This window comes from Geobacter sp. AOG1 (assembly GCF_019972315.1).
Taxonomy (GTDB): Bacteria; Desulfobacterota; Desulfuromonadia; order Geobacterales; family Geobacteraceae; genus Geomobilimonas.
The window spans coordinates 2,334,094-2,360,569 of record NZ_BLIZ01000001.1 but is presented as its reverse complement, the minus strand read 5'-3'; the positions used below and the strand labels follow the sequence as shown (position 1 = coordinate 2,360,569).

At 58.3% G+C, this 26,476-nt stretch carries 22 protein-coding genes; 8 read left to right on the top strand and 14 right to left on the bottom strand.

Annotation, left to right across the window (positions count from 1 at the left end):
• Nucleotides 1–51 precede the first annotated feature (51 nt).
• Complete coding sequence (gene recN / locus LDN04_RS10805) at nucleotides 52–1,713, bottom strand: DNA repair protein RecN (RefSeq protein ID WP_223910051.1); 1,662 nt, start codon at nucleotides 1,711–1,713, stop codon at nucleotides 52–54.
• A 150-nt stretch (nucleotides 1,714–1,863) separates the two neighbouring features.
• Nucleotides 1,864–2,718, bottom strand: coding sequence for an NAD(+)/NADH kinase (locus LDN04_RS10800; protein ID WP_223910048.1), 855 nt, complete (start codon nucleotides 2,716–2,718; stop codon nucleotides 1,864–1,866).
• A 149-nt stretch (nucleotides 2,719–2,867) separates the two neighbouring features.
• Between LDN04_RS10800 and LDN04_RS10795 the strand changes: the two genes are divergently transcribed.
• Genes LDN04_RS10795 through LDN04_RS10785 form a run of 3 tightly spaced genes read left to right on the top strand, consistent with a single transcriptional unit; the run spans nucleotide 2,868 to nucleotide 7,705 of the window.
• Nucleotides 2,868–5,429, top strand: a complete 2,562-nt coding sequence (locus LDN04_RS10795; RefSeq protein WP_223910045.1) for a glycogen/starch/alpha-glucan phosphorylase — start codon at nucleotides 2,868–2,870, stop codon at nucleotides 5,427–5,429.
• A 13-nt stretch (nucleotides 5,430–5,442) separates the two neighbouring features.
• Nucleotides 5,443–6,795, top strand: coding sequence for a replication-associated recombination protein A (locus tag LDN04_RS10790; protein WP_223910042.1), 1,353 nt, complete (start codon nucleotides 5,443–5,445; stop codon nucleotides 6,793–6,795).
• 19 nt (nucleotides 6,796–6,814) lie between these two features.
• Nucleotides 6,815–7,705 carry a polyphosphate kinase 2 family protein gene (locus tag LDN04_RS10785; protein ID WP_223910039.1) on the top strand — a complete coding sequence of 297 codons (891 nt, stop codon included), beginning with the start codon at nucleotides 6,815–6,817 and terminating at the stop codon, nucleotides 7,703–7,705.
• A 66-nt stretch (nucleotides 7,706–7,771) separates the two neighbouring features.
• Here the strand turns inward: LDN04_RS10785 and LDN04_RS10780 are convergent, their stop codons facing one another.
• The 10 genes from LDN04_RS10780 to pyrR form a co-directional block, all read right to left on the bottom strand.
• Nucleotides 7,772–7,972 (bottom strand): DUF1858 domain-containing protein, encoded by a 201-nt coding sequence (locus LDN04_RS10780; protein ID WP_223910036.1) that lies wholly within the window; start codon nucleotides 7,970–7,972, stop codon nucleotides 7,772–7,774.
• A gap of 85 nt (nucleotides 7,973–8,057) precedes the next feature.
• Nucleotides 8,058–8,534 carry a transcription elongation factor GreA gene (gene greA, locus LDN04_RS10775; protein WP_223910034.1) on the bottom strand — a complete coding sequence of 159 codons (477 nt, stop codon included), beginning with the start codon at nucleotides 8,532–8,534 and terminating at the stop codon, nucleotides 8,058–8,060.
• Between the two features lie 118 nt (nucleotides 8,535–8,652).
• A complete protein-coding gene (gene carB, locus LDN04_RS10770; protein ID WP_223910031.1) occupies nucleotides 8,653–11,901 on the bottom strand; it encodes a carbamoyl-phosphate synthase large subunit in 3,249 nt (1,082 codons plus the stop codon).
• A 37-nt stretch (nucleotides 11,902–11,938) separates the two neighbouring features.
• Nucleotides 11,939–12,268, bottom strand: coding sequence for a DMT family protein (locus tag LDN04_RS10765; RefSeq protein WP_223910027.1), 330 nt, complete (start codon nucleotides 12,266–12,268; stop codon nucleotides 11,939–11,941).
• A gap of 29 nt (nucleotides 12,269–12,297) precedes the next feature.
• Nucleotides 12,298–12,792 carry a hypothetical protein gene (locus LDN04_RS10760; protein ID WP_223910024.1) on the bottom strand — a complete coding sequence of 165 codons (495 nt, stop codon included), beginning with the start codon at nucleotides 12,790–12,792 and terminating at the stop codon, nucleotides 12,298–12,300.
• Between the two features lie 29 nt (nucleotides 12,793–12,821).
• Nucleotides 12,822–13,727 carry a radical SAM protein gene (locus tag LDN04_RS10755; RefSeq protein ID WP_223910021.1) on the bottom strand — a complete coding sequence of 302 codons (906 nt, stop codon included), beginning with the start codon at nucleotides 13,725–13,727 and terminating at the stop codon, nucleotides 12,822–12,824.
• Nucleotides 13,728–13,806: 79 nt separating this feature from the next.
• Nucleotides 13,807–14,928, bottom strand: a complete 1,122-nt coding sequence (gene carA / locus LDN04_RS10750; RefSeq protein WP_223910018.1) for a glutamine-hydrolyzing carbamoyl-phosphate synthase small subunit — start codon at nucleotides 14,926–14,928, stop codon at nucleotides 13,807–13,809.
• Between the two features lie 103 nt (nucleotides 14,929–15,031).
• Complete coding sequence (locus tag LDN04_RS10745) at nucleotides 15,032–16,306, bottom strand: dihydroorotase (protein ID WP_223910015.1); 1,275 nt, start codon at nucleotides 16,304–16,306, stop codon at nucleotides 15,032–15,034.
• 179 nt (nucleotides 16,307–16,485) lie between these two features.
• Nucleotides 16,486–17,418 carry an aspartate carbamoyltransferase catalytic subunit gene (locus tag LDN04_RS10740; protein ID WP_223910012.1) on the bottom strand — a complete coding sequence of 311 codons (933 nt, stop codon included), beginning with the start codon at nucleotides 17,416–17,418 and terminating at the stop codon, nucleotides 16,486–16,488.
• Nucleotides 17,419–17,431: 13 nt separating this feature from the next.
• On the bottom strand, nucleotides 17,432–17,968 hold the full coding sequence (gene pyrR / locus LDN04_RS10735; protein WP_223910000.1) for a bifunctional pyr operon transcriptional regulator/uracil phosphoribosyltransferase PyrR: 537 nt from the start codon (nucleotides 17,966–17,968) through the stop codon (nucleotides 17,432–17,434).
• Nucleotides 17,969–18,390: 422 nt separating this feature from the next.
• Between pyrR and LDN04_RS10730 the strand changes: the two genes are divergently transcribed.
• Both LDN04_RS10730 and LDN04_RS10725 read left to right on the top strand, forming a co-directional pair.
• The gene (locus tag LDN04_RS10730; RefSeq protein WP_223909998.1) at nucleotides 18,391–18,837 is read left to right on the top strand and encodes a FecR domain-containing protein; all 447 of its coding nucleotides are present in this window, start codon (nucleotides 18,391–18,393) and stop codon (nucleotides 18,835–18,837) included.
• A gap of 23 nt (nucleotides 18,838–18,860) precedes the next feature.
• Nucleotides 18,861–19,454: an OmpA family protein gene (locus tag LDN04_RS10725; RefSeq protein ID WP_223909996.1), complete on the top strand. Its 594-nt coding sequence runs from the start codon at nucleotides 18,861–18,863 to the stop codon at nucleotides 19,452–19,454.
• Nucleotides 19,455–19,585: 131 nt separating this feature from the next.
• On the opposite strand, the gene lepB is transcribed toward LDN04_RS10725, so the two are convergent.
• On the bottom strand, nucleotides 19,586–20,251 hold the full coding sequence (lepB, locus tag LDN04_RS10720; protein WP_223909993.1) for a signal peptidase I: 666 nt from the start codon (nucleotides 20,249–20,251) through the stop codon (nucleotides 19,586–19,588).
• Between the two features lie 32 nt (nucleotides 20,252–20,283).
• The gene (gene lepA, locus LDN04_RS10715) at nucleotides 20,284–22,086 is read right to left on the bottom strand and encodes a translation elongation factor 4 (RefSeq protein ID WP_223909990.1); all 1,803 of its coding nucleotides are present in this window, start codon (nucleotides 22,084–22,086) and stop codon (nucleotides 20,284–20,286) included.
• A gap of 255 nt (nucleotides 22,087–22,341) precedes the next feature.
• Here lepA and phnD point away from each other — a divergent pair, with 255 nt between their 5' ends.
• The 3 genes from phnD to LDN04_RS10700 are packed head-to-tail and all read left to right on the top strand — an operon-like array spanning nucleotide 22,342 to nucleotide 26,421.
• Nucleotides 22,342–23,277 (top strand): phosphate/phosphite/phosphonate ABC transporter substrate-binding protein, encoded by a 936-nt coding sequence (phnD, locus tag LDN04_RS10710; protein ID WP_223909987.1) that lies wholly within the window; start codon nucleotides 22,342–22,344, stop codon nucleotides 23,275–23,277.
• A 7-nt stretch (nucleotides 23,278–23,284) separates the two neighbouring features.
• Nucleotides 23,285–26,107: a response regulator gene (locus LDN04_RS10705; RefSeq protein ID WP_223909984.1), complete on the top strand. Its 2,823-nt coding sequence runs from the start codon at nucleotides 23,285–23,287 to the stop codon at nucleotides 26,105–26,107.
• Complete coding sequence (locus LDN04_RS10700; protein WP_223909982.1) at nucleotides 26,104–26,421, top strand: Hpt domain-containing protein; 318 nt, start codon at nucleotides 26,104–26,106, stop codon at nucleotides 26,419–26,421. Before LDN04_RS10705 ends, LDN04_RS10700 begins: the two co-directional genes overlap by 4 nt.
• Nucleotides 26,422–26,476: the final 55 nt, after the last annotated feature.

The following is a 26,476-nucleotide window of genomic DNA, read 5'->3' as shown; positions in this document are numbered from 1 at the left end:
TGTAGGGCACCGCGCGGATGCCTTTCACGGGGAAGAGCAGGTCTCCTCCCCCTACAGTTCTGCCTCGGCGATCATCTCCCGGGCATGCTCCAGAGTCGTATCCGTAATCCTCGCCCCACCGAGCATGCGGGCCATTTCAGCCACCCGCTCGTCGTTATCAAGAAGAGACACAGCAGTCGCAGTTCGACCGTCCACCACCCGTTTCTCCACCCGGTAGTGGTGGTCGGCAAAGGCCGCGACTTGGGGGAGATGAGTGATGCAGAGCACCTGCTGTTCCCGCGCCACGTTCTTCAGCTTCTTACCCACCAACGCCGATGTGGCGCCGCCGATTCCCGTATCCACTTCATCGAACACCAGGGTCGGTACATCACTTTCTGGGTGAACCTGCTTCAAGGCGAGCATGAGCCGGGAGAGCTCGCCGCCGGAAGCGATCCGGGCCAGAGGGCGCGGCACCTCCCCCGGATTGGGCGAAAAAAGAAACTCGGCCCGTTCGAACCCGGTCGGCCGCGGCTCGGCCAACTCCTCGAAAGCAACCTCGAACACGGCGTGGGGCATGGCAATTTCGCGCAGCTCTCGTTCCATTGCCGCCTTGAGGGCACTGGCCGCTTCCCTGCGCCGTTCGGAAAGCTCCCGGCCGAGTGCATGCAGCCGTTCCGTCAATCCTTCCAACCGCCCATCCAGCTCACCCCGTGCCTGTTCGCGATTCGTAAGGAGCGCTAGTTCCCGGTCGACCTGTTCCTTGAAGGCAATGATCTCTTCCACGCTTGGAGCGTATTTTTTTTTCAGCCGACCGATCAGGTCGAGACGGTCATCCACAGTCTGTAAACGCTCCGGATCAGCCTCCACCCGTGACGCATAGTCCCGCAGGGCAAGAGCGCCATCCTCCAGCTGGAGGGCAGCCCCCTGAAGGGTTTCATGGAGCTCGGCAAGGGACGGATCGATCTGCCGGATATCGCTGACGGCGGTCGTCACCTGGCGGAGCTGGCCAAGAATGCTGGCGTCGCTGCCGTAGAGGAGGTCGTAGGCCCCCTGGCTGTTGACCAGGAGCTTCTCCCCATGGGCCAGGAGCTGCCGTTCCTGTTCCAGCACCTCTTCTTCGCCGGCAACGAGGGCGGCAGCACCAATCTCATTACTCTGGTAGGAAAGAAGGTCAAGCTGCCGCGCCGCGTCTCGCTCCCCCTCCTCCAGACGTTGAATTTCGGCCTTGACCCCTCGGAACTCTCCGTGGATAGCAGCGAAGTCCCCCCGCAGGAAATCGAGCCCGGCGAAGCCGTCCAGGAGCACCAGGTGGTTTTCCGGCCGGAGAAGCGTCTGGGACTCATGCTGACCGTAGATGTTGATCAGCTCGCGCGTTACGTCCGCAAGGACCGCGATGGTGGAAAGACCACCGCCGATGAAGACCCGATTCTTTCCCGAACGGGCCACCACTCGCTTGATGAGGAGTTCCCCCTCCGTCTCGATGCCGAGTTCCGCCAGGAAGGAGAGGAGCGCTTCTTCACCCGTCAGGTCAAAGAGCGCCTCCACGGTCGCGTCCTCCGCGCCGGTCCGGATCAGATCGGCCGACCCCCGCCCGCCCAGGATCAGGTTTACGGCATCGATGATGATCGATTTCCCCGCCCCCGTTTCCCCCGTGAGAATGGTAAGCCCCGGCTGGAACGCCACGTGGAGGGAGTCGATGATGGCGAAGTTTTTTATGTTCAGGTCAGTTAACATAGCTATTTCAAATTCTCAGGATAAACCAGCGGAATGCGATTTTTTCGCAAGGTCAAGGCGGCCAAGGGATGACGCGGAGGCGTACTGGAAGTACGCCGCACAAGGAATCATGATGGGCAACGCCGAGATTGCGGAAAAGGCGCATTCCTCCTACCGTTCGCCCCACTTCAGCTTGGTCCTCAACACCTCAAAATAATCCTTGCTCCGGGACATGATAAGCCGGGTCCGGTGGGCTGCCCGCCGCACGGTTATGACGTCCCCCCCCTTGAGTTCCATCCCGACCTGGCCATCCAGGGTAAGAAACACATCTTCGTGGGCCGACTTGAGGGTGACCGTGACCGCGGCATCCGCATTAACGACAATGGGACGGTTGGTAAGGGTGTGGGGGCAGATAGGAGTGACGACGAGACACTCCAGGGCGGGGTGGACGATCGGTCCCGCGGCCGCGAGGGAATAACCGGTGGAGCCGGTGGGGCTACAGATGATCAGACCATCGGCCTTGAACGTGGTCAGGTAGTAGTCGTTCACCATGGTCTCCAGGTCGACGATCCGGGCCAGGGCACCCTTGTTGATCACCACGTCGTTCAGAACCCGGTGGTTCATCACCTCAACTCCGTCCCGCAGGACGGTCGCCTTGAGCATCATCCGTTCCGAAACCTGGTAGTTCCCCGCCAGACAGCTGTCAAGCACGGGATAGAGCTCATCCAGGGTGATCTCGGTGAGAAAGCCGAGGCTCCCCAGGTTGACCCCGAGGATGGGAATTTCCCGTTCGCCGATGAGCCGCGCCGCGGAGATGAGTGTGCCGTCTCCCCCCAGCACCACTACCATGTCGGCACTTGCGGGGATGTCCGTCGAGTCAATGCCGCTGTCGAGTCTGAGATGACGCGACAGATGGGACTCCACCAGCGGCACCAGGCCCCGCGCCTCAAGCCAGTGTACGAGTTCTTCCGCCACCCCCTGACAACGGGGGTCGTGAACCTTTGCGAAGATCGCGATTTTTTTCATCCTGCGCGCCCCTGACCTGTGGTATAAGTACGATTTTACTAGCATAGAACCGCTACCATGTCCATGGAAATTCCGTGGCAACCCGCTATACTCTTACAGGTGACGACGACCTTCAGGCAGTGGGCCACAGAACACCAGACGAGGACCTGATGCACGACGACAACCTGATCCCAACCAATGGCACCCCCGAACTCGACAGCCTCATGTTGACCATCAAATCCTTTCTGGAGCACCTGGAGTACACTCTGGGCAAGGACAAATACTCCGCTTCACGGTACGACATATTCAACGCCTTGGCCTACGCCGTCCGCGACAGGATGGTGGAGAAGTGGCTCGACACCCAGCAGCATTACTACAACTCCGACCACAAACGGGTCTACTATCTTTCCATGGAATTCCTCATGGGACGCACCTTGGAAAACAGTCTCATCAATCTGGGGCTTCTGGACGAATTCAAGGAGGCGGCCTCTTCCCTTGGCTACGACTTCAACGAACTGGTGGAAGACGAACAGGAGGCAGGCCTGGGCAATGGCGGGCTGGGGCGCCTTGCCGCCTGCTTCCTCGATTCCATGGCCACCATGGCCATCCCCGCCTACGGTTACGGTATCCGCTACGAATACGGCATATTCCGCCAGAAGATCACCGACGGCGCCCAGGTCGAAATCCCCGACAACTGGCTCCGCTATCGCAACCCCTGGGAACTGGACCGCCAGGAACATCTCCACCCCGTTAAGTTCAGCGGACGGGTAGTTACGGTCACCATCGACGGCAAGCCACGTCACGAATGGGTCGATACGGAAGATGTCATGGCCATGGCCTACGACACCCCCATCCCCGGCTACGGCAACAACACCGTCAACACCATGCGCCTCTGGTGCGCCAAGTCGAGCCGTGAATTCGACCTCAAGTTCTTCAACGAAGGGAACTATATCCGGGCCGTGGAAAAGAAAATGCTGACGGAGAACATCTCCAAGGTTCTGTATCCGGCAGACAACGTTCTTGAAGGAAAAGAGCTCCGCTTCAAACAAGAGTACTTCCTCGCCTCCGCAACGGTGCATGACGTCATCTACCGCTTTAAGAAGATGCATAAAGACCTGCGTCTCCTGCCGGACAAGGTGGCGATACAGCTGAACGACACCCATCCCGCCCTCGCCATCCCGGAACTGCTGAGGGTGCTCATCGACCTGGAAGGGCTGTCGTGGGACGATGCCTGGGGAGTGACAATCAGGGTTTTCGCCTACACGAACCACACCATTCTCCCCGAGGCGCTGGAACAGTGGCCGGTCTGGTTCTTCGAGCAGATACTCCCCCGTCATCTGTTGATCATCTATGAGATCAACGACCGCTTCCTGGACGAGGTGCGCAGCCGCTTTCCCGGCGACGATGGACGCCTCGCCCGGATGTCCATCATCGAGGAGCATTGGGAACGAAAGGTCAAGATGGCGCACCTGGCCATCGTCGGGAGCCATTCGGTGAACGGGGTTGCCGCTCTCCACAGCGAGATCCTCAAGAGCAACCTGTTCCGGGATTTCTTCGAGATGTACCCGGAACGGTTCAACAACAAGACCAACGGCATCACCCAGAGACGCTGGCTGAAAAAGGCCAACCCCCCCCTGGCCACCCTGATCGGCGACCGGATCGGCACGGGGTGGGTCACCGACCTCTACGAACTGGAAAAACTTCGTCCCCTGGCGGAAGAACCGGCATTCAGGGCCGACTGGCGGCGGGTGAAGCGGGAGAACAAGGAACTTCTGGCGGCGTACATTCTCAAACACAACTGCATCCAGGTGGATGTGGAATCCCTCTTCGACTGCCAGGTGAAACGGATCCACGAATACAAGAGACAGCTCCTGAACGTCCTTCACATCATTACCCTCTACAACCGGCTCAAGGCCGACCCGACTCAGGACATTGTTTCCCGGACCTTCATCTTCGGCGGCAAGGCGGCACCGTCCTACGTCATCGCCAAGCTGGTCATCCGTCTCATCAACGCCGTGGGAGACGTTATCAATCGCGATCAGGACGTGGCAGGGAGGCTCAAGGTCGTATTCCTCGCCAACTACAGCGTTTCCCTGGCGGAAATGATCTTCCCCGCCGCCGATCTGTCGGAACAGATTTCCACCGCCGGCACCGAGGCATCGGGGACCGGCAACATGAAGTTCGCCCTGAACGGCGCACTGACCATCGGCACCCTGGATGGCGCCAACATCGAGATCATGGAAGAGGTGGGAAGAGAGAACATCTTCATCTTCGGCCTTACCGCCGACGAGGTGGCCGAGCTGAAACGGAAAGGGTACACCCCGCGGGACTACTACAACCGGAACCTGGAGCTGCAGAAGGTGCTCGACATGATCAGCGGCGGCTTCTTCTCACCCTTCGACCCCAACCTGTTCAAGCCGATCGTCGATTCACTTCTCAACCAGGGAGATAACTACCTGCTGCTGGCCGACTACGCCTCCTACGTTGCCTGCCAGGACGAGGTGAGCCGGCTCTATCGCGATCAGGACGACTGGAGCAGGCGGGCCATCCTCAACTCGGCGGGAATGGGAAAATTTTCCAGCGACCGGACCATCGCCGAATACGCCCGGGAGATCTGGGGGGTCAGCACCGTCGAGGTCAGCGCCCAGGCCCAACATTGCCTCCATGACGGAGTCTGCCTGGTGGAGCATAGAAAGGATGAAGGCGGTTCGCAGGTCCCTGAGGACCTCTAAGCCTACAACAATCATGGATCTTTTTGACGCTAAAGCCACCGCCGATACCTTCAAGGAAGCCCCCCTCGCCGAACGGATGCGGCCGCAGAATCTGTCCGAGTATGTGGGCCAGGAGCATCTCCTTGGGCCGGGGAAGCTCCTGCGCCAATTGATCGAGACCGACCAGCTCACCTCCCTCATCTTCTGGGGCCCCCCCGGCTCGGGGAAAACCACCCTCGCCCGGATCATCGCCAACGCCACCAAGGCCCACTTCATATTCTTCTCCGCCATCCTCTCCGGCATCAAGGAGATCAGGGAGATCGTCAAGGAGGCGGAGGATATCCGCAAGTTCAAGGGGATCAGGACCATCCTCTTCGTGGACGAGATTCACCGTTTCAACAAGTCCCAGCAGGACGCCTTTCTCCCCTACGTTGAGCGTGGGGTTTTCACCATCATCGGTGCCACCACAGAAAATCCCTCCTTCGAAGTGATCGCCCCCCTCCTGTCGCGCTGCAAGGTGCTCGTCCTCAACCAGCTGACCGGAGACGAACTGAAGGGAATCCTTCGCCATGCCCTCGCCGATACCGAACGGGGGCTCGGAGCCCTCAACCTGTCCATCGACGACGACGCCCTCGATTTCATGGCCGAGCAGGCCCAGGGGGACGGCCGGGTGGCACTCAACACCCTGGAAACCGCGGCACGCCTGGCGAAGAGCGGTGTCATCTCCCTGGAAATCGCCCGCGAGGCGGTGCAGAAGAAGCCTCTCCTCTACGACAAGGGAGGAGAAGAGCACTACAACGTCATCTCCGCCTTCATCAAGTCCATGCGGGGGAGCGACCCGGACGGCGCCCTCTACTGGCTGGCGCGGATGATCGAAGCCGGTGAGGACCCGATCTTCATCCTGCGCCGCATGGTTATCCTGGCATCGGAAGATATCGGCAACGCCGACCCCCGGGCGCTCCAGGTGGCGGTGGCAGCATTGCAGGCATTCCAATTGGTGGGACTCCCCGAGGGACGGATCATTCTCGGCCAGGCGGTCACCTATCTCGCCACCGCCCCCAAGTCCAATGCCTCCTACATCGGCATCGACGCAGCCCTGGCCGAGGTCAGAAAGAGCGGCGCCCTCCCCGTCCCGCTCCACATCCGGAATGCGCCGACGAAGCTGATGAAGGAGCTCGGCTACCACGCGGGGTACCGGTACGCCCACGATTACGCCGAGGGGTACGTCTCCCAGAACTACTTGCCTGACCAGCTTGCCGGGCAAAAGTATTACGACCCCCCCGGGCACGGTTACGAGAAGACCATCAGGGAACGGATGGAGTGGCTGCGGCAGCAAGCGGAATCCGCACCCGACGCGGGGAAAAGGGAGAAGCCGAAGAAGGGATAACGCCAGGAGGAGCCTGACCATGGGGAAGCTGACGAAGCAAGCGCGAGAGTTTGCCGGGGCGTTTCGTATCGACAACGGCAAGGAGTTCCGGCTCAAGAGCGTCAATCCCAACGAAACCGTGGGCCTCACGAAAGAGGGGGCGGCAACGGAACTGGAACGGGGTATCGAGCGTCTGCGCAAAGAGCAGGAGAAACTGTACGCCCAGGACCGCTGGGCACTTCTTCTCATTTTCCAGGCGATGGATGCTGCCGGCAAGGACAGCGCCATCAAGCACGTGATGTCCGGCATAAATCCCCAGGGATGCCAGGTTTTCTCCTTCAAGAGCCCCTCTGCCGAGGAACTGGATCACGATTTTCTCTGGCGCACCAGCCGCTGTCTCCCCGAGCGGGGACGCATCGGCATTTTTAACCGTTCCTACTACGAGGAACTGCTCGTCGTGCGGGTACATCGGGAACTTCTCGAACGGCAGAAGCTCCCCCCCCGCCTCGTGACAGAGCATGTCTGGAAGGAGCGGTTCGAGGATGTCAACGCCTTTGAGCGTTACCTGACACGAAACGGCGTCGCGGTCCGGAAATTCTTTCTGCATGTCTCGAAAGACGAGCAGAAAAAGCGTTTTCTCGAGCGGATCGACAATCCGGACAAAAACTGGAAGTTCACCAAGGACGACGTCCACGAACGGGAATACTGGGACGATTACATGACAGCCTACGAGGATATGATCCGCCACACATCCACCGAACATGCGCCGTGGTACGTAGTGCCGGCCGACAACAAGTGGTTCACGCGGCTGGTGGTGTCCGCGGCCATTATTGACGCCCTGAATGAACTGGATCTTGCGTTTCCGAAGGTAGACAGGGAGAAGGAGAAGGAACTGGCAGAGGCCCGCTTTATGCTCGAAAGAGAACCATGAGACATGAAGAGGGGAAATAGAGAAAACAACAATAAAAAAAGGCGCCGTTCCCGGCGCCTTTACTGTTCAGACGAACAGTGCGTTTATGTCGTTGACGATGTCGTCAACATTTAGCCCGTGGGCGCCACACCCCTGCTCCAGGGTTTCAGCCTGGGCTCCCATGCAACCGATGCAGCCGAGGTTGTACTTGGCGAGCACCTTCACCACGTCCGGATGCATCCGCATCACCTGGGCAAACGTCATATCTTTGGTAACAGTCTGACTCATGTATTCTTTCCTCTCATGTAGTTGGTAATGTAAAAGAGCAGACCAGGATCGGTTTCATCGTTTGTCGTTCACTATCCTGTGACTGTCAGTTGTATCTGATATCGACGATCTCGTATTCCTTCAGGCCGGACGGCACCTTGACCTTCACTGAATCGTCCAGCTTGTGGCCGATGAGTGCCTTGCCGACCGGCGAGGTGCAGGAAATCTTTCCGAGCTTGATGTCCGCCTCGTCCTCGCCGACGATCTTATAGGTGCTCTCTTCGTCGGCAGCGGTGTCGTAGAGGGTAACAGTGGAACCGAACACCACCTTGTCCGGCTTCAGGTTGGACAGGTCCACCACATAGGCGCGGGCCAGCTTGTCCTGCAGCTCGGCAATGCGCCCCTCGATGAAACTCTGGCGGTGCTTGGCAGCATCGTATTCGGCATTCTCCGACAGATCGCCATGACTACGCGCCTCGGCAATATCCTGGATCACCCGGGGGCGCTCTTCACGGATCAGGCGCTTCAGGTCATCCTGAAGTGTTTCAAAACTTTCCTTCGTCATCGGTACGGAATGGGACATCTTCCTGGCAACTCCTCTGGTATGCACAACGTCTGAATCCAGCATTGTGCGAAAATGGCGGGACAGCCAGAACTGCCGCCCCGCATATAACCTCGTACTTATGCCATCTTGACTGACATTAGCCCAAGTATTCCTGGATCGGCTTCACGTCCAGCTCTTCCTTCTTTACCGCGATCATGCCGTCCACCGCGGCCCGGGCACCGGCAGCAGTGGTGTAGTAGGCGATGTTGTGCATCAGGGTGTTGCGGCGAATGGAAAAGGAATCGGCAACCGCCTGGGCCCCTTGGGTCGTGTTGATCACCATGGCGATCTCGCCGTTCTTGATGGCATCGACGATGTGAGGTCGCCCTTCGAGCACCTTGTTGATGACCCGTACGGTAAGCCCCTTCTCCTGCAGGAACGCAGCAGTGCCGCGGGTTGCGACCAGTTCGAATCCGTTATCATACAGTTTTTTGGCGGCGGTGACAATATGTTTTTTGTCGGCGTCACGCACACTTATGAAGACCCGGCCGCTTGTGGGGAGCTTCACTCCCGCTCCCAGCTGGGCCTTGGCAAAGGCAGTGGCGAAATCGGCATCGATCCCCATCACCTCACCGGTGGACTTCATCTCCGGACCGAGGATAGTATCGACGCCGGGAAATTTAACGAAGGGGAAGACCGACTCCTTCACCGACATGTGGGTCGGCACGATGTCACCACCGATCCCCAGCTCCTGCAGACTCTTGCCGGCCATGATGCGCGCGGCGATCTTCGCCAGGGGACGTCCGGTCGCCTTGGAGACGAAGGGGGCCGTGCGGGATGCACGCGGATTCACCTCCAGAATAAAGATCACCCCGTCCCTCACCGCGTACTGGACATTCATCAGTCCTTTCACGTTCAATTCCAGGGCCATGGCCACGGTCTGGCGACGGATTTCGGAAACGACATCCTGTGAAATGGAATAGGGGGGAAGAGAACAGGCCGAGTCGCCGGAATGGATTCCCGCCTCCTCGATATGCTCCATAATCCCGCCGATCACCACCTCGCGACCGTCGCAGAGTGCATCCACATCCACCTCGATCGCCTCGTCCAGAAACTTGTCGATAAGGATCGGGTGCTCGGGGGACGCCTGCACGGCGGTATGCATGTAGCGGCGCAGGTTGTCCACATCGTAGACGATCTCCATGGCGCGCCCGCCGAGGACGTAGGAGGGGCGGACTACCACGGGGTATCCGATCCGGTCGGCCACCTTTTCCGCCTCCTCGAAGGAGCGGGCGGTACCGTTCTCCGGTTGGCGCAGCCCCAGCTTGTGAAGCATCTCCTGGAACCGCTCCCGGTCCTCGGCCCGGTCGATGGCGTCGGGTGAGGTACCGATAATGGGGACCCCTGCCTTCTCCAGGGCCACGGCCAGCTTGAGCGGCGTCTGGCCCCCGAACTGGACGATCACCCCGTACGGCTTCTCCACATCCACGATGCTGAGGACGTCCTCGTAAGTGAGGGGCTCGAAGTAGAGGCGGTCGGAAGTATCGTAATCGGTGGAGACCGTCTCCGGGTTGCAGTTGACCATGATGGTCTCGTAGCCGTCCTCCGCCAGGGCGAAGACCCCGTGGACACAGCAGTAATCGAACTCGATCCCCTGCCCGATCCGGTTGGGGCCGCCCCCAAGGATCATGATTTTTTTCCGGTCGGTCACCGCCGCCTCGCACTCCTCCTCGTAGGTCGAGTAGAGATAGGGGGTGTAGGCGACGAATTCGGCGGCACAGGTATCGACCCGCTTGAATACCGGTGTTACACCGAGGGAAAGGCGGAGTTGGCGAATTTCTTCCTCATTTTTGCCCCACAGTTTACCGAGAAACTTGTCGCTGAAACCGAACTGCTTCGCTTCGCGGAGAATGTCTTTCAGCTTCTCCTTTTCCTCAACCTCTACCTTTACCTGCTTGAGCCGGTCCTCCATCTCGATGATCTGCCGGATGTTGTGGAGGAACCAGGGATCGATGCCGGTTATGCTATAGATCCGGTCCACCTCCATGCCACTCCGGATCGCATCCCCGACGAACCAGAGCCGTTCCCAGTTGGGGGTCCCCAGTTTATCCTGAAGGAGTTGCTGCTCGGCTGGAGTCAGCGCCCGACGGGTTTCCTTACCCAGGTCGAAGAGGCGGGATTCGAAGCCGCAGGAACCGATCTCCAGGGAGCGGAGTGCCTTCTGGAACGATTCCTTGAAAGTCCGGCCGATGGCCATCACCTCTCCCACCGACTTCATCTGGGTGGTGAGAGTGGCGTCGGCAGCGGGGAACTTCTCGAAGGTGAAGCGGGGAATCTTGGTCACCACGTAATCGATGGTCGGTTCGAAGCAGGCGGGGGTCTCCCGGGTGATGTCGTTGGTAATTTCGTCCAGGGTATAGCCGACCGCCAGTTTGGCGGCGATCTTGGCGATGGGGAAGCCGGTCGCCTTGGAGGCGAGGGCCGACGAGCGGGAAACCCGGGGGTTCATCTCGATCACCACGAGGCGGCCATCCCGGGGGTTGATGCCGAACTGGATATTGGAGCCGCCGGTGTCCACGCCGATCTCCCGGATGATCTTCAGGGATGCGTCCCGGAGGATCTGGTACTCCTTGTCGGTCAAGGTCTGGGCAGGCGCCACGGTGATGGAGTCGCCCGTATGGACCCCCATGGGATCGAAGTTCTCGATAGAGCAGATGATCACCACGTTGTCTGCGGTATCCCGCATCACCTCAAGCTCATACTCCTTCCAGCCGATGACCGATTCCTCGACGAGGATCTCGTCGGTGGGGGATGCATCGATCCCCGCCATGGCCATCCGCTCATATTCTTCCATGTTGTAGGCGATGCCGCCGCCGGTCCCCCCCAAGGTGAAGGAGGGGCGGATGATGGCCGGGAAACCGACCGTCTTGACAACTTCCATCGCCTCAGTGTAGTTGTGGGCCAGTCCCGAACCGGGAACCGACAACCCGATTCGATCCATCGCCTCCTTGAACAGGGTCCGGTCCTCCGCCATCTTGATGGCGGGGAGCTTTGCGCCGATGAGTTCCACGCCGTACTTTTCCAGGGTTCCGTTCTCCGCTACCGCCACCGCAGTATTGAGTGCCGTCTGCCCCCCCAGGGTAGGGAGTACCGCATCAGGGCGCTCCTTGGCAATGATCTTGGCAAGCATTTCCGGCGTCACCGGCTCGATGTAGGTCCGGTCCGCGAAGTCCGGGTCGGTCATGATGGTGGCCGGGTTGCTGTTCAGCAGCACCACCTCGAACCCTTCCTCTTTGAGCGCCTTGCACGCCTGGGTGCCGGAATAGTCGAACTCGCACGCCTGGCCGATGACGATGGGACCGGCGCCGATAATGAGGATTTTTTTGATATCAGTACGTTTAGGCATCTATGACTCCTGTTAGTAAATAAACGAATTTCTCTTTTCAACCCCGGAAGATAAAAAAGACCGCCCCTGCCAGACAACACCCCGCCCAGAGAAAATCGAGCTTCAGCGGCTGCCCCATATAGAAAACCGCGAACGGCACAAATACGGAGAGGGTGATCACTTCCTGCATAATTTTCAACTGCCCCAGATTGAAGGTGCCGTAACCGGCCCGGTTGGCCGGCACCTGGAGCATGTATTCGAAGAAGGCCAGCCCCCAGCTTACCAGCACCGCGATGAACCAGGGGGCGGTCCGGAGGTTCTTCAGGTGGGCGTACCAGGCAAAGGTCATGAAAATATTGGAAAGAACGAGTAGCGCAACCGTTCTCATCTTCAGAATGCTCCTTCCAGCATCGGCACTTACCCCTCCGTGGCAGCCGTTACGCTCAGATATCCTTGGTATGCGTCCTGGAGAGATTTGACGTGTTTGTCGTCGGCGTCCATCATCGCCTGGAACATCGCACCGAAGGAGCCGTCCTGGAAAACGGCCACGCATCCCATGTGGAATTCGGAGAGATGCAGTTCCAGCTTGATCGAAGAGCGAAGCGCGTCCTCAAGGGTGGGAGGATGCTGTCGCACCCCCGCAAAAATCGATTTGGCCACGGTGAGGGCGTTTTCTGCTTTCCAGGAATCAAGGGTGATCGACTCGACCATCCCCTTTTTCATTTTCATAGCCAGTTCGAACTGGGCGGCGTGGTTTTTTTCTTCCATGGCGGTCTTTTTCCACAACGCGGCATAGAGGGGAAGGTCGGCAAAGAGGCCGGCGAAATAGAGGTAGATGTCCGCGCCGACAAGCTCAATATCGCGGCAGGTGTCCAGTATCTTCATCTCTTCCACGCTCAAGCATTTTTCCATAACGACTCCCCGTGAAGATGCCCCACCTCTTAGTATTCCTGCACCCAACCGTTTTCCAGCCCCACCTCTTCCAACACATCCACCACCGCCTCGTACTCCGCGTCGGTGATCTTCCGGTGGATGCCGGGGACCTGCTCCGCCTCGTGGGCCGGAAAGAACTGCTTCATCAGGGAGATATGGGTCTCCCGTCCCAGATTTCCGGCAATCCAGCGGAGGGTCTCACGGCTGCCGGCGTGCCCCTCGGGGAGAACCAAATGGCGGATAATGAGGCCGCGTTGTGCGATACCTGCGTCGTCCAGCTGCAGGTGCCCCACCTGGCGGAGCATCTCCTGCACCGCGCTTCGGTTGATATCCCGGTAACCGGGAGCACCGGAAAAGTTTACCGCCGGCACCTCCGCCACGTACTTCATGTCCGGCAGGTAGATGTCCACGATCCCGTCAAGGAGTTCCAGGGCGTCCACCCGCTCGTAGCCGTTGGAGTTCCAGACGATGGGGAGCCGGAACCCCTCATTTATCGCCAGATGGAGCGCCGCCAGGAACTGGGGAAGGAAGTGGCTCGGCGTCACCAGGTTCAGGTTGTGAACTCGCTGCCGCTGGAGTTTCAGCATCCGCGCCGCCAACTCCCGGAGGGAGACATCCTCGCCGTTGCCAAACTGGCTGATGGGAAAGTTTTGGCAGAAGCGGCAGCGGAGGTTACAGTTGGAGAAGAAGATGGTCCCCGACCCCCGCGTGCCGGAAAGGGGAGGTTCCTCTCCCCGGTGGACATTGGCCGATGCCACCCGAGGCAGCGCCCCGCTCCGGCAGGCACCCGTTTCCCCCGCCAGCCGGTTAACCCGGCAGTCGTGGGGGCAGAGGTCGCAGCTCTTGAGCCGGGCATAGGCCGTCCGCACCCGCCGCAGCAACTCACCTGAATTGTAAAGTTCTACGTAACGCATAATACCGGGACTCGGGACTCGGGACGCGTAAAGCGAAAAGGCTTCTTCGGGTCCCGGATCACGGGTCCCTGGTCCCGGATTACCTGTTTTTCTCCATCAGCTCCACGAACCGCCCGAACAGATAGTGGGAATCATGTGGTCCCGGCGACGCCTCCGGGTGGTGCTGCACCGAGAAGATGGGGAGGTCCTTGTGCTTCATCCCCTCCACGGTCTGGTCGTTCAGGTTCTCGTGGGCCAGTTCGCAGGCGTGTCCCAGCGATACGATATCCACGGAGAAACCGTGGTTCTGGGCGGTGATCTCCACCTTTCGCGTCGCAAGGTCCATGACCGGCAGGTTGGAGCCGTGGTTGCCGAACTTGAGCTTCATGGTCCTCCCCCCCAGGGCCAGCCCCAGGAGCTGGTGCCCGAGGCAGATGCCGAAGACCGGTTTCTTTCCGACGAATTTCCGGATGTTCTCGATCACGGCGGTCATCGGTTCCGGATCGCCAGGGCCGTTGCTGAGGAATATCCCGTCCGGATTCATGGCCAGCGCTTCCTCGGCCGGGAAGGTGGCAGGGACTACTGTCACGTCGCAACCTGCCGAGACGAGGCAGCGGAGGATATTGTACTTGATGCCGAAATCGTAGGCGACCACCTTGTACTTCAGCTCAGCGGGCGTCGCCTGGAGGTACCCTTCCCCCAGTTCCCAGAGCTTCTCGGTCCAGTGGTACGGTTTGTCGCAGCTCACCCCCGACGCCAGGTCGAGGCCGGCCATGGAGGGGACGGCCCGAACCTTCCTGAGCAGGCTTGCCGGATCGAAGTCGACGGTGGAGATGATGCCGTTCTGAGCCCCCTTGTCCCGCAGATGACGGGTCAGTGCCCGGGTATCGAGCCCTTGGATGCCCACCACCCCGTTCTCCTTCAGGTAACTGTCCAGGCTCATGGTGGCCCGCCAACTGGAATGGCAGTCGTGGTACTCCTTGACGATGAAGCCGGAAAGGTAGAGCTGCTTGCTCTCGATATCCTCCGGGTTGATGCCGGTGTTGCCGATCTGGGTGTAGGTCATGGTGACCATCTGCCCGCGATAGGAGGGATCGGTCAGGACCTCCTGGTAGCCGGTCATGGCGGTATTGAACACCACCTCGCCGGTGGCTTCGCCGGTGGCACCGAAGGATTTCCCCGCAAAGATGCGCCCGTCGGCGAGCGCAAGGACTGCTTTCATAAACATAACCCCTTAAAATCATTTACCATGGAGAACGAATAAAATCCTGATTACCAATGAGAAACTAGTTGATCGTACCCGCTGTGGTTCACAACATTTATTATTATCGTTTGAACACTACCTTACCGCCAAGGATAGTGTAGGCTGCCCCACCCTTCATCTTCTCACCGAGCCACGGAGAGTTCTTGGACTTGCTGGCAAGCATCTCGGCATCAACTTTCCATTCGGCGGCTGGATCGATCACGGTGATATCGGCGACGGCACCCGCCTTGAGGGTACCACGGTCGATGCCAAGTATCTTTGCCGGATTGCCTGCCATCTTCTCCACGAGTTGGGAAAGGGTGAGTACCTTCTCTTCCACCAGCTTGAGGGAGAGCGGCAGGGACGTCTCCAGGCCAACGATGCCGTTCAGGGCCACGTTGAACTCCACATCCTTCTCGTCGATATGATGGGGGGCATGGTCGGTGGCGATGGCATCAATGGTACCATCCTTAAGCCCTTGCTTGATGGCTGCCACATCATCCGCCTCTCGCAGTGGAGGGTTCATCTTGGCGTTGGTGTTGTAGCCGCGCACCGCCTCATCCGTCAGACTGAAGTAGTGGGGAGCCGTTTCGCAGGTAACCTGCACGCCACGCGCCTTGGCTTCCCGGATGATGCGCACCGCGCCCCGGGTGGAGACATGGGCGACATGAAGCGGTGACTTGGTGTACTCGGCTAGCATGACGTCACGTGCCGTGGCGATATCTTCCCCGGCGGACGGAATACCCTTGAGCCCCAACTCCGTGGAGGTGAACCCCTCGTTCATGACCCCTTCCCCGACAAGGGAAAGGTCCTCGGCATGGGAGATGACCAGGATTCCCATCCCCCGGGCATATTCGAGCGCCCGGCGCATCAGCTCGGAGTTCACCACCGGCTTGCCGTCGTCGGATACGGCGACACACCCCGACTCTTTGAGTTCCCCCATTTCCGCCAACCGCTCGCCGTGGGAGCCGTAGGTGATGGAGCCGATGGGGAAGACGTTGGCAACCCCCTCCGCCCTTGCCTTGGCGATGATGTAGCTCGCCACCGCCTTGTTGTCGATGACCGGCTTGGTGTTGGGCATGCAGGCTACCGACGTGAAACCGCCGGCCGCCGCAGCCCGCGTGCCGGAAACGATATCCTCCTTGTACTCCAGCCCCGGGTCGCGCAGGTGCACGTGCATATCCACGAGCCCCGGCACCACGTACTTGCCTGCGGCATCGATAGTCTCGGCACCAGCGGGCGCCTTGAGCCCCTTGCCGACTTCTTTTACCAGCCCGTTCTCCACCAGCACATCCAGCGTATCGTCGATCCCCTGGGACGGGTCGATCACCCTGCCATTCTTGATCAACAGATTCATATGGTCACCTCGTAAAAAGTATCGAAATTAAGTCTGCCAAGAACGCTCAATTTTGTGCAAGGTCAAGGAAGATGAGCGTTTACGCGGAGGCGTAGCACCCAAACATCGGGCATAAACAGCGCTACGCCGCACAAGGAAACGAGAAATCTGACGCCGAGATTGCGCAAAAGCGTGCGTTCTCACTCTGCGAGTTCGCCGCCGCAGACGTGGTACAGCATGGCCATGCGTACCGCCACCCCGTTCTCCACCTGCTTCAGGATGTGGGATTGAGGACCGTCCACCACGTAGGAGGACATCTCCACGCCGCGGTTGATGGGACCGGGGTGCATGACCATGGCATCCGGCTTGGCGAGCTTGAGGTTCTCCGGGTTCAAGCCAAAGTAGCGGGAATACTCGCGGGCATTGGGCATGAGAGTTTTCCCCTGGCGCTCCTGCTGGATCCGGAGCATGATCACCACATCCGCATCCTGGATCGCCTCCCTCATGGTGGGGCAGACCGTGACGTTACCGAGCCGCTCGGCTCCCGGCGGCACCATGGTGGGGGGACCTGCCAGAAAGACGTGGGACCCCATTTTGGTCAGCCCCTGGATATCGGAGCGAGCCACTCGACTATGGGTAATGTCGCCAACGATGGCGACCTTCAGGCCGTCCAGCCGCCCGAATTTGTCCTTTATCGTCAGCATGTCCAGAAGTCCCTGGGAGGGGTGCTCGTGGGCGCCATCACCGGCATTGATAATGGAGCAGGGAACCTTCTGGGAAAGGAAGTAGTGAGAACCCGAGACGGCATGACGCATGACGATAATGTCCGGTTTCATGGCCAGCAGATTCAGGGCGGTGTCCGCTAGGGTCTCCCCCTTGGTGGCCGAACTGGTGGAGGGGGAGATATTGACCGTATCGGCCGAGAGCCGTTTGGCGGCGATCTCGAAGGATGTCCGGGTCCGGGTGGAGGCCTCGTAGAAGAGATTGATAATGGTCTTGCCCCGCAGCGTCGGGACCTTCTTGATGTCGCGGCTGTTGATCTCGCGCATGCTTTCCGCCGTGGAAATGAGGAGTTCGATATCCTCCTTCGTCAGGTCCCTGAGCGCGATGATGTCCTTATGTTTGAAACCCATGGCGTCCCCCCCCTTATTTCTGTAAGACCACATCGGTCGGCTTGTTGGCAGCATCGAACATCACCTGGATATTCTCCGTCCGGCTGGTCGGCACGTTGCGCCCGACGAAATCAGCCCGGATCGGAAGCTCCCTATGGCCCCGATCGACGAGCACCGCAAGCTGGATGGAGGTCGGCCGCCCGTGGTCCATCAAGGCATCCATGGCAGCCCGGATGGTGCGGCCGGTGTAAAGGACATCGTCCACCAGGACAACATTTTGTCCTTCGAGGGTGAAGGGGATTTCGGTCTTCCCCACCGGCAGGTGCTCTGCATGCCCCTTGATGTCGTCCCGGTAGAGGGTTATGTCCACCGCGCCGACCGGCACCTTTTCTCCCTCGATCTCCGACAGCCTGGCAGCCAATTCATGGGCCAGGTGCACCCCGCCGGTCCTGATGCCGACCAGCACCAGCCCCTTTACCCCCTTGTTCTTCTCCAGGATCTCGTGGGCAATACGGGTGAGCGCCCGTTTTACCCCGGTCCCGTCCAGGATCACCGTTCCTTCCGTCGTCACTGTGCCCCTCCTGTTTTCGTAGGGGCAGGCCTATGTGCCTGCCCGATTCACGGGCAACCACAGGGGTTGCCCCTACCACCGAAACTTACAAAAAAGAGCCTCTCCGCGGACAGGCGGAAAGGCTCTCAGAATACTCTTCTGGTAACTGTTTTCGACACCTTTGCTAACCTCACGGGGTTAAGTTAAAAGGCAGTTTGGGCAAGTTTCGGAGGACTTTACCACCCTCTGCGGGGAGGAGTCAAGGGATATTTGAAGGTATCAGCCGTCTCATTATTGTGAATACGACAAAACATGGTAGACTGAAAAAAGTTTAATCATTTCAGGGAATATTCTCTATTTTTGACAACCCGGCATCACTACATGACGGGCAGAGATCACTCTGACAAAGCCACGGGAAAATTCAAAGCAAGGGAGAATTTACGATGCGAATCAGGCTCATGGTGATCTGCAGCCTGCTTACTGCCACTGCCTCCGCGTATTCAGCGGAAGAACCCCGCCCGATAGGCCTGATAAAGGTGGCAACCGGCGATGCCGTCATACTACGAACCTCCCAGCGTATCATCGCGAAACCCGGCTATCAGATTTATCAGAAAGACACCCTCTCCACAGGCCCCACCGGTGCGATCTCGGTGATATTAAGAGATGACACGGTCCTTGCTCTCGGCTCCTCAAGTGAAATCCATATCGACAGGTTCGCCTTCGAGCCATCCAGTCAGGACCTGGGAATGGTTCTACGGGTAACGCGTGGGATTATCGGCTACAGATCGGGACGAATAGCCAAGCTGGCCCCCGATGCAGTGCGCATAGAGACGCCAAAGGCAACGATGGGAATAAGAGGAACCTATCTCATGATGAGGATCGTGCCATGATGACAGGATATAGCATACACCGGATGGCAGTATTCCTTTGGCTGACGCTCGCGGTTTTTTTACCTGGTTGTGCCGGGCAGAAGAACCTCGTGGTCCTCATGCCGGAGGAGGGCAAAACCTCGGGAGAAGTCACCGTTTCCAATTCCCAAGGCTCCCAGGTACTGAAACAACCGTGGGAGGCAACGAAATTCTCCGTGGCCGGCGGACGACCATCCGCGCCGGTGATCATGGATGAGACTGAAGTGCGTAGGATATTCGCTGGGCCACTTTCTGCGATGCCGTTGCCACCGGCAAAGTATCTGCTTTACTTCGAGCAGAACACCTCCAACCTCACTCCTGAATCAACTGCACTTCTCGCCGAGATTATCGAAGCCATTAACCGGCGGCAACCGGCAGAACTCTCCGTCATTGGGCACACTGACACCGTCGGCACGCCGGAAGACAACTATCAGCTCGGCCTGCAGCGTGCCGGTACCGTGACCGACCTGCTGAAATCGCTGGGGGCAACCCCTGCAATTATCGAAACCGGTTCCCACGGTGAGGGGAATCTTCTCATCATGACCGGCGACGAAACACCTGAACCCCGGAACAGGCGGGTAGAAGTCATCGTCCGCTGATCTTCCTCTTCTTCAACACTCACGTGGGAGCGAGGCGCTCCCAACCATTCTTCGGAGACATAATTAACGGAAAAGGGCCATCCGGTATTCTGCCCGGATGGCCCTTTTCATTCTCCCTGCGGCGCCCGTAATCAATCAATCAGTTTCCCGATGTTCCCCCACCGGACCCGGAACTTGTCCTTGTCCCACGACCAGTATTTTATGAAGGCGAGCCCCTTGATCTTGTCGTTTTTCACGAAGCCCCAAAAGCGGCTGTCGTAGGAACGGTCCCGATTGTCTCCCATGACGAAGTAGGAGTTTTCCGGCACCCTCACCGGTCCGAAGTTGTCCCGCGGGTTCTGTTCCTTCGGGATAATTTCCTTCTCCTTGTGCACCTCGTGGGGGTTCTCATAGGGCTTGCCGTTGACGAAGACCTTCTTGTCGATCACCTGCACCTCGTCCCCCGGTGTGCCGACCACCCGCTTGATGAAGTCCTTGCTCGGGTCCTCCGGGTATTCGAAGACGATAACGTCACCCCGGCGCGGATCGCGCAGTTTGAGCAATCTCGTGGAAGTGAAGGGGATCTTGGTGCCATAGATGAACTTGCTCACCAGGATATGATCGCCGATGGCCAGGGTGTCCTCCATGGAACCGGAGGGAATCTTGAACGCCTGCACCACGAAGGTGCGGATGATGAGGGCCAGAATGACCGCTATGATGATCGATTCGGCGTATTCCCGAGCGATGTGTTTTTTCGTAATCGACTGAGAAACCGCGCTGTCGGTCACTCCTGCCGGGTTATCCTTGTACTCGTCCATGGGGCATGAATCCTTTGCGGGTAATGGTAATGTTACTTGTCTTCAACCTTCAGGATGGCGAGGAATGCCTCCTGGGGGAGTTCCACGTTGCCAATGTTCTTCATCCGTTTTTTCCCTTCCTTCTGCTTCTCCAGGAGCTTCCGCTTGCGGGTGATGTCGCCGCCGTAACACTTGGCGAGCACGTCCTTGCGCATGGCCTTCACCGTCTCCCGGGCTATCACCTTGTTGCCGATGGCCGCCTGGATGGCGATCTCGAACATCTGACGGGGGATCAGCTCCTTCATCTTGGCCACCAGGTCACGGCCGCGGTAGTAGGCCTTGTCCCGGTGGATGATGAGGGAAAGGGCATCCACCACCTCGCCGTTGATCATGATGTTCATCCGCACCAGTTCACTTCGCCGGTAGTCCAGCTGTTCGTAATCGAGGGAGGCGTACCCCTTGGTGATGGATTTGAGGCGGTCATAGAAATCGAGCACAACTTCGTTGAGCGGCAGTTCGTAGATAACCATCACCCGGGTCGGGGTGAGGTATTTGATCTCCCGCTGCACCCCCCGCTTTTCCTCGCACAGCGCCAGAATCCCCCCGACGTACTCGTTGGGAACGTGGATGGAGGCAAGGATGAACGGCTCCTCGATGAAGTCGATGTGCTGTGGTTCGGGCATCTGGTTGGCACTCTCGATGGTGAACACCTCGCCGCCCACCTTGTGCACCCGATAGACGACGGTGGGGGCGGTGGTTATCAGATCGAGGTTGAATTCCCGCTCCAGCCGCTCCTGGATGATCTCCATGTGGAGAAGACCCAGGAAACCGCAGCGGAAGCCGAATCCGAGGGCTAGGGAAGTCTCCGGCTCGTAGGAAAAGGAGGAGTCGTTCAGCTTCAGCTTGGCCAGGGCGTCGCGCAACTGCTCGTACTGGGCGGTGTCGATAGGGTAGAGGCCGGAGAATACCATCGGCTTCACTTCCTTGTAACCGGGGAGCGGCGCGGCGCATGGGTTGTGCAGATGGGTCACGGTGTCACCCACCTTGGCGTCCTGCACATCCTTGATACCGGCGATGAGGAAACCGACCTCGCCGGCGGTGAGTGCCGACACCTCGCACATGGCCGGCGAGAATACCCCGACCTTCAGCACCTCGTAACTCTTCTTGTTGGACATGAGGAGGACCTTCTCCCCCTTTTTCACTGTCCCGTCAATGATCCGGACCAGCACGATGACTCCCTGGTACTGGTCGTACCAGGAATCGAAGAGGAGCGCCTGCAGAGGTTTCCCTGGATTTCCCACCGGTGGCGGAATCTTGGAAACGATCTCCTCCAGTATTTCCCTGGTGCCGATACCTTCCTTGGCGCTGGCCAGTACCGCGTCGTGGGCGTCTATGCCGATAATCTCCTCGATCTCGTGCTTGACCCGCTCCGGCTCGGCCGCCGGCAGGTCGATCTTGTTGAGAACCGGGAAAACCTCCAGGTTGGTGTCGATAGCGAGATAGACGTTGGCCAGGGTCTGGGCCTCGACCCCCTGTGAGGCGTCGACGACGAGGAGGGCACCCTCGCAGGCGGTAAGGGACCGGGAGACCTCGTAGGTGAAGTCCACATGGCCGGGGGTGTCGATCAGGTTGAGGATATAGTCCCGACCGTCGTCGGCCCGGTAAACGAGACGAACGGTCTGGGCCTTGATGGTGATTCCCCGCTCCCGCTCCAGGTCCATCTTGTCCAGAAACTGATCCTGTTTTTCCCGGTCGGACAAGGCGCCGGTGTACTCCAGCAAACGGTCAGCCAAGGTCGACTTGCCGTGGTCGATGTGGGCTATTATGGAAAAATTGCGTATATGGTCTATCTTCATAAATCCTTTGCCTGCGTGAGTGTAACCGATGAATGATATATTAACAGCCGTCGGCTTGTAAAGGGTTTTTCTCCCTGCCTCTGCACGGGTGCAATAGACCCGCAAGTTCCGTCACGATTGCACCACTATCAGGGGGAAACCTGCGGTGAACGGAGGTATATATATTGCAATATTTTGCAATTATTAATACAATCATCCTCAGCCATTACGTGCAAACCGTTGACACCTGCTGGATGGTGAAAGGAATTGGACATCATGCTCCAACTTGTTACCAGACTGTTGCCCTGCCATTTGGCCATACTGTCAATCGTAACGCTGATCGGCTGCTCAGACAAAAATGTACAAGAGGTTCGCCTGGAGCAGCAGCACATTCTCAAGCGCGCTTCCTCCGCCTCTGTACGTACACCTCTGCGCCTCGGCATGGGAGCCATGATTACCCCCAAGGAAGGGTACGTCTATTATAGGCAGCTCAAGGACTACCTGGAGGATAAGGTCGGCCAGCCGATCCAGCTGGTGGACCGGGAAAACTACGACCAGATCAACAAGCTCCTGGAGTCGGGTGGACTGGATGTGGCGTTTATCTGTGCCGGCCCTTATGTTGAAGGACATGAAAAGTTCGACCTGGAACTGCTGGCCGTTCCCCTGGTCCATGGCAAGCCGGCCTACCATTCCTACATCATTGTCCCCCAGGATAGTCCAGTCCACGATTTTGCGGGGCTTCGGGGAAAGTCCTTCGCCTTTGCCGACCCCAAATCCAACAGCGGCTGCCTGGTCCCCACCTACATGCTCTCACGGATGGGCGAAACCCCCCATTCCTTTTTCAGCAAACATATCTACACCTACGGCCATGACAAGTCCATCAACGCCGTGGCAAGAAAAATGGTTGACGGAGCCGCCGTGGACAGCCTCATCTGGGAGTATATCCAGTGGAAACACCCGGATCTGACCGCGAAGACCAGGATCGTGACCACGTCCCCCCCCTATGGCATACCTCCCCTCGTCGTACGGGCAGGTGTCGATCCGGCAACCAAGCACCAACTGCGGGAAATCCTGCTGCATATGCACGAGACCCAACGCGGACGGGAAATCCTCGCCGGTATGATGGTTGACCGGTTTGCCGACGGCAACGACCGTGACTACGATTCGATACGCGAAATGAATGCCTGGATTGCGCGGAGAACGGTGAAATAGCGTGCCCATGAAACCGGTAAGCATACGGAGCAAATTTCTCCTCGGCGTCATCAGCCTCCTGATGCTGCTGGGAATTCTGTTCATCGTGCTCATCCAGACGATCGTGCATGACCGCCTTGTAAAGGAATTGCAGCTGCGCGGCGTCTCCATCGCCCGGCATTTCGCCGAAGTCGCTACCAACCCCTTCCTGACCGAATCCACCATCCTTGTGGAAATGCTGGCGGATGACTATCTGGAAACCGAAGACGACCTGACCTACATCTTCGCGGTGAACCAGAAAAATGAGGTTGTCGCCCAGACCTTCGGTAAAACCTTTCCCACGGACCTCCTCACCGTCAACCGGATTTCCTCTGACAAGCCTTACGGTATAGTCCCCCTCAAAACAGAGAAGGGACTTGTCTACGACATTGCCGTTCCGGTCATGAAGGGAGAACTGGGAGTAGTGCATTGCGGAATGTCCGCGGACTCAATCAAAAAAAGTATCGACAATATCACCGGTTGGACTACCAGGATCATTGTCTGCGCGATTATCCTGGTGAGCCTGATTGCGGTTTTCTTCGCCAGGGCTCTTACCCGTTCACTCCAGACTCTTGCGGTAGGGGCCGAAACCGTCGGCAGGGGGAATTTGTCTCACCGTATCCAGATCAGCGGACGGGATGAGGTGGGGCAACTGGCAGAGTCGTTCAACCTGATGACCGAAAACCTCCAGCGGACCACGGTATCCAAGGAGTACATGGACCGCCTGCTCAACACCATGCACGATGCACTGGTTGTGCTTTCCCCCGACCATACCATTCAGACGGTCAACCGGGCATTCTGCGAACTGCTCGGTTACTCCGGTTCCGAGCTGATCGGCAAGCGTGCGGGAGCATTATTATTCGGACACAAGGAATTTTTGGATCAGGAACAGACAACACGACTGGCACAGGACGGTTTCATTGAAGGGATCGAGCAGACCTATTGCAGAAAGGATGGTCAGGAGATACCTGTCCTTGCCTCACTGGCGAAGATGCTCGACGAAACGGGCTCCCTGCAGGGGATCATCTGCGCCGCCCAGGATATCAGCAGCCTGAAGCAGACCGAACGCGAGCTGCAGCTCAAGAGTGAGGAACTTGAAGAATTAAACCAGAGCCTGGAAGAAACCGTCCAGATACGAACCCGGCAACTGGCCAGGTCAAACGAAGGGCTGAAGAAAGAGATTGTCGAGCGGAAGCGGGCCGAACAGGAACTGCTCCATGCCAAGGAACTGGCGGAGGTTGCCAACCGCGCCAAAAGCGTCTTCCTCGCCAACATGAGCCACGAAATCCGCACACCGCTCAACGCAGTCATCGGCATGGCAGATATGCTGCGGGAATCCGACATGACTCCCGAACAGCAGGAATACCTCGGTATCCTCCATCGCTCCGGTCTGACCCTCCTGGAACTCATCCGCGACCTTCTCGATCTCACCAAGATAGAGGCCGGTCGCATGGAGCTTGAAACTATCCCGTTCGACCTGGAAGAAGTGATCGACCGGACCTGCGAAATGCTGGCGGTCAGGGCCCATGAAAAGGGGTTGGAACTGACCTGCAGGATCGCCCCTGACACCCCCATGTTCCTGCAGGGTGACCCCAATCGTCTGCGTCAGGTTCTGACAAATCTCATCGGCAACGCCATAAAATTCACCGCTATGGGAGAAATTAGCCTTGAAGTGAAAGCCTGTGCCGTCGAACAGGGGAAAGTTGAAATCCAGTTTGCCGTAGCTGACACCGGAATCGGCATCCCTCCTGACAAAATCGACACCATCTTCGATAAGTTCAGCCAGGCAGACTCATCCATCACGCGCAAATACGGAGGAAGCGGGCTCGGCCTGGCCATTTCGAAACTGCTCCTGGAACAGATGGAGGGAAGGATCTGGGTAGAAAGTCAGATCGGCAGGGGAAGCACTTTTTACGGTGCCGTCCGGCTCGAACCACAGGTTGCACCACTCCCCGATAGCGAATTCACCGCCAGAAGTCTGACGGGCGTCAAGGCGCTCATTGTGGACGACAACGCCAACGCCCGTGCCATAACACGGGAATTGCTGTCCCGTTGGGGAGCAACAACAGACACGGCCGCAGATGGAGACAGTGCACTAGCGGCACTGCATACCGCACGCGAGGCAGGCGAACCCTACCGGCTGCTCCTGATGGAAAGCCGTCTTGCGCCGATGGATGGCATCAAGGTAATGGAACAGTTAAGGCTGCAGGACGCATCACTGCTGAATGGGACAATCATGATGCTTTGCGCCGATCACCCATCGAGTGACATCAAGCGACTCTACGAACTCGGCATTACCACTCATCTTATGAAGCCGCTCAAGCGCAGGGAGCTCAGTCAAACCATTGCAAAAATGCTCCAGGTGCCCCAGAACGCCCCCCCACCGGCAAAGCAGACGGCTACAACCATGACGCAGCCTCCCCTGCAGGATATGGTCCGGATACTCCTGGCCGAGGATGCGGAAGACAATCGACATATTTTCAGGCTGTTCCTGAAAAACACCCGATTCGAGATCGACGAAGCGGAAAACGGGGCAATTGCCGTGGAAAAATTCAAGTCCGGCTCGTACGCAATGGTTCTCATGGACATGCAGATGCCTATCATGGACGGCCTCAGTGCCACACGGGCAATCCGCCAACTGGAACGGGAACGTGCGCTCACCCCCATACCAATCATTGCACTGACAGCCTTTACCTCAACCGAAGACATTCAGAATTGTATGGCCGCGGGTTGTAATCTCCACATATCGAAACCGGTCAGAAAGGACAAACTCATCGAAACAATAGTCAACACGGCAGGCGGTGCGGCATGAATAACAGGGTCAAGTCCAACCGGATCGTGGTGCAGATCGACGCCGAGATTCAGGAGGCAATCCCTTTCTTCCTCGAACTGCGTAAAAAAAACATCGCCGACATCATGACAGCGCTGGAAGGTAAGGATTTCGAGCATATCAAGCGCCTCGGACACAACATCAAAGGTTCCGGCGGCAGTTACGGCTTTGATGAACTGTCCCGCATCGGCCGGGACCTGGAAAAGGCCGCTCTGGCGCAAAACGAGAATGCCACGCGCAACCTCACCGTCGAACTGGAAGATTACCTGGCCAACGTGGAAATAGTCTACGTATAGCCTACCGCCAGCCAAACCGATCAGCTAAAATTCACAAAAAAACACCGGCTGCGCT

Excerpts from the sequence above, each read along its gene's own strand:
- recN (WP_223910051.1), bottom strand. The coding sequence starts at position 1,713 with ATGTTAACTGACCTGAACATAAAAAACTTCGCCATCATCGACTCCCTC.
- LDN04_RS10800 (WP_223910048.1), bottom strand. The coding sequence starts at position 2,718 with ATGAAAAAAATCGCGATCTTCGCAAAGGTTCACGACCCCCGTTGTCAG.
- LDN04_RS10795 (WP_223910045.1), top strand. The coding sequence starts at position 2,868 with ATGCACGACGACAACCTGATCCCAACCAATGGCACCCCCGAACTCGAC.
- LDN04_RS10790 (WP_223910042.1), top strand. The coding sequence starts at position 5,443 with ATGGATCTTTTTGACGCTAAAGCCACCGCCGATACCTTCAAGGAAGCC.
- LDN04_RS10785 (WP_223910039.1), top strand. The coding sequence starts at position 6,815 with ATGGGGAAGCTGACGAAGCAAGCGCGAGAGTTTGCCGGGGCGTTTCGT.
- LDN04_RS10780 (WP_223910036.1), bottom strand. The coding sequence starts at position 7,972 with ATGAGTCAGACTGTTACCAAAGATATGACGTTTGCCCAGGTGATGCGG.
- greA (WP_223910034.1), bottom strand. The coding sequence starts at position 8,534 with ATGTCCCATTCCGTACCGATGACGAAGGAAAGTTTTGAAACACTTCAG.
- carB (WP_223910031.1), bottom strand. The coding sequence starts at position 11,901 with ATGCCTAAACGTACTGATATCAAAAAAATCCTCATTATCGGCGCCGGT.
- LDN04_RS10765 (WP_223910027.1), bottom strand. The coding sequence starts at position 12,268 with ATGAGAACGGTTGCGCTACTCGTTCTTTCCAATATTTTCATGACCTTT.
- LDN04_RS10760 (WP_223910024.1), bottom strand. The coding sequence starts at position 12,792 with ATGGAAAAATGCTTGAGCGTGGAAGAGATGAAGATACTGGACACCTGC.
- LDN04_RS10755 (WP_223910021.1), bottom strand. The coding sequence starts at position 13,727 with ATGCGTTACGTAGAACTTTACAATTCAGGTGAGTTGCTGCGGCGGGTG.
- carA (WP_223910018.1), bottom strand. The coding sequence starts at position 14,928 with ATGAAAGCAGTCCTTGCGCTCGCCGACGGGCGCATCTTTGCGGGGAAA.
- LDN04_RS10745 (WP_223910015.1), bottom strand. The coding sequence starts at position 16,306 with ATGAATCTGTTGATCAAGAATGGCAGGGTGATCGACCCGTCCCAGGGG.
- LDN04_RS10740 (WP_223910012.1), bottom strand. The coding sequence starts at position 17,418 with ATGGGTTTCAAACATAAGGACATCATCGCGCTCAGGGACCTGACGAAG.
- LDN04_RS10730 (WP_223909998.1), top strand. The coding sequence starts at position 18,391 with ATGCGAATCAGGCTCATGGTGATCTGCAGCCTGCTTACTGCCACTGCC.
- LDN04_RS10725 (WP_223909996.1), top strand. The coding sequence starts at position 18,861 with ATGGCAGTATTCCTTTGGCTGACGCTCGCGGTTTTTTTACCTGGTTGT.
- lepB (WP_223909993.1), bottom strand. The coding sequence starts at position 20,251 with ATGGACGAGTACAAGGATAACCCGGCAGGAGTGACCGACAGCGCGGTT.
- lepA (WP_223909990.1), bottom strand. The coding sequence starts at position 22,086 with ATGAAGATAGACCATATACGCAATTTTTCCATAATAGCCCACATCGAC.
- phnD (WP_223909987.1), top strand. The coding sequence starts at position 22,342 with ATGCTCCAACTTGTTACCAGACTGTTGCCCTGCCATTTGGCCATACTG.
- LDN04_RS10705 (WP_223909984.1), top strand. The coding sequence starts at position 23,285 with ATGAAACCGGTAAGCATACGGAGCAAATTTCTCCTCGGCGTCATCAGC.
- LDN04_RS10700 (WP_223909982.1), top strand. The coding sequence starts at position 26,104 with ATGAATAACAGGGTCAAGTCCAACCGGATCGTGGTGCAGATCGACGCC.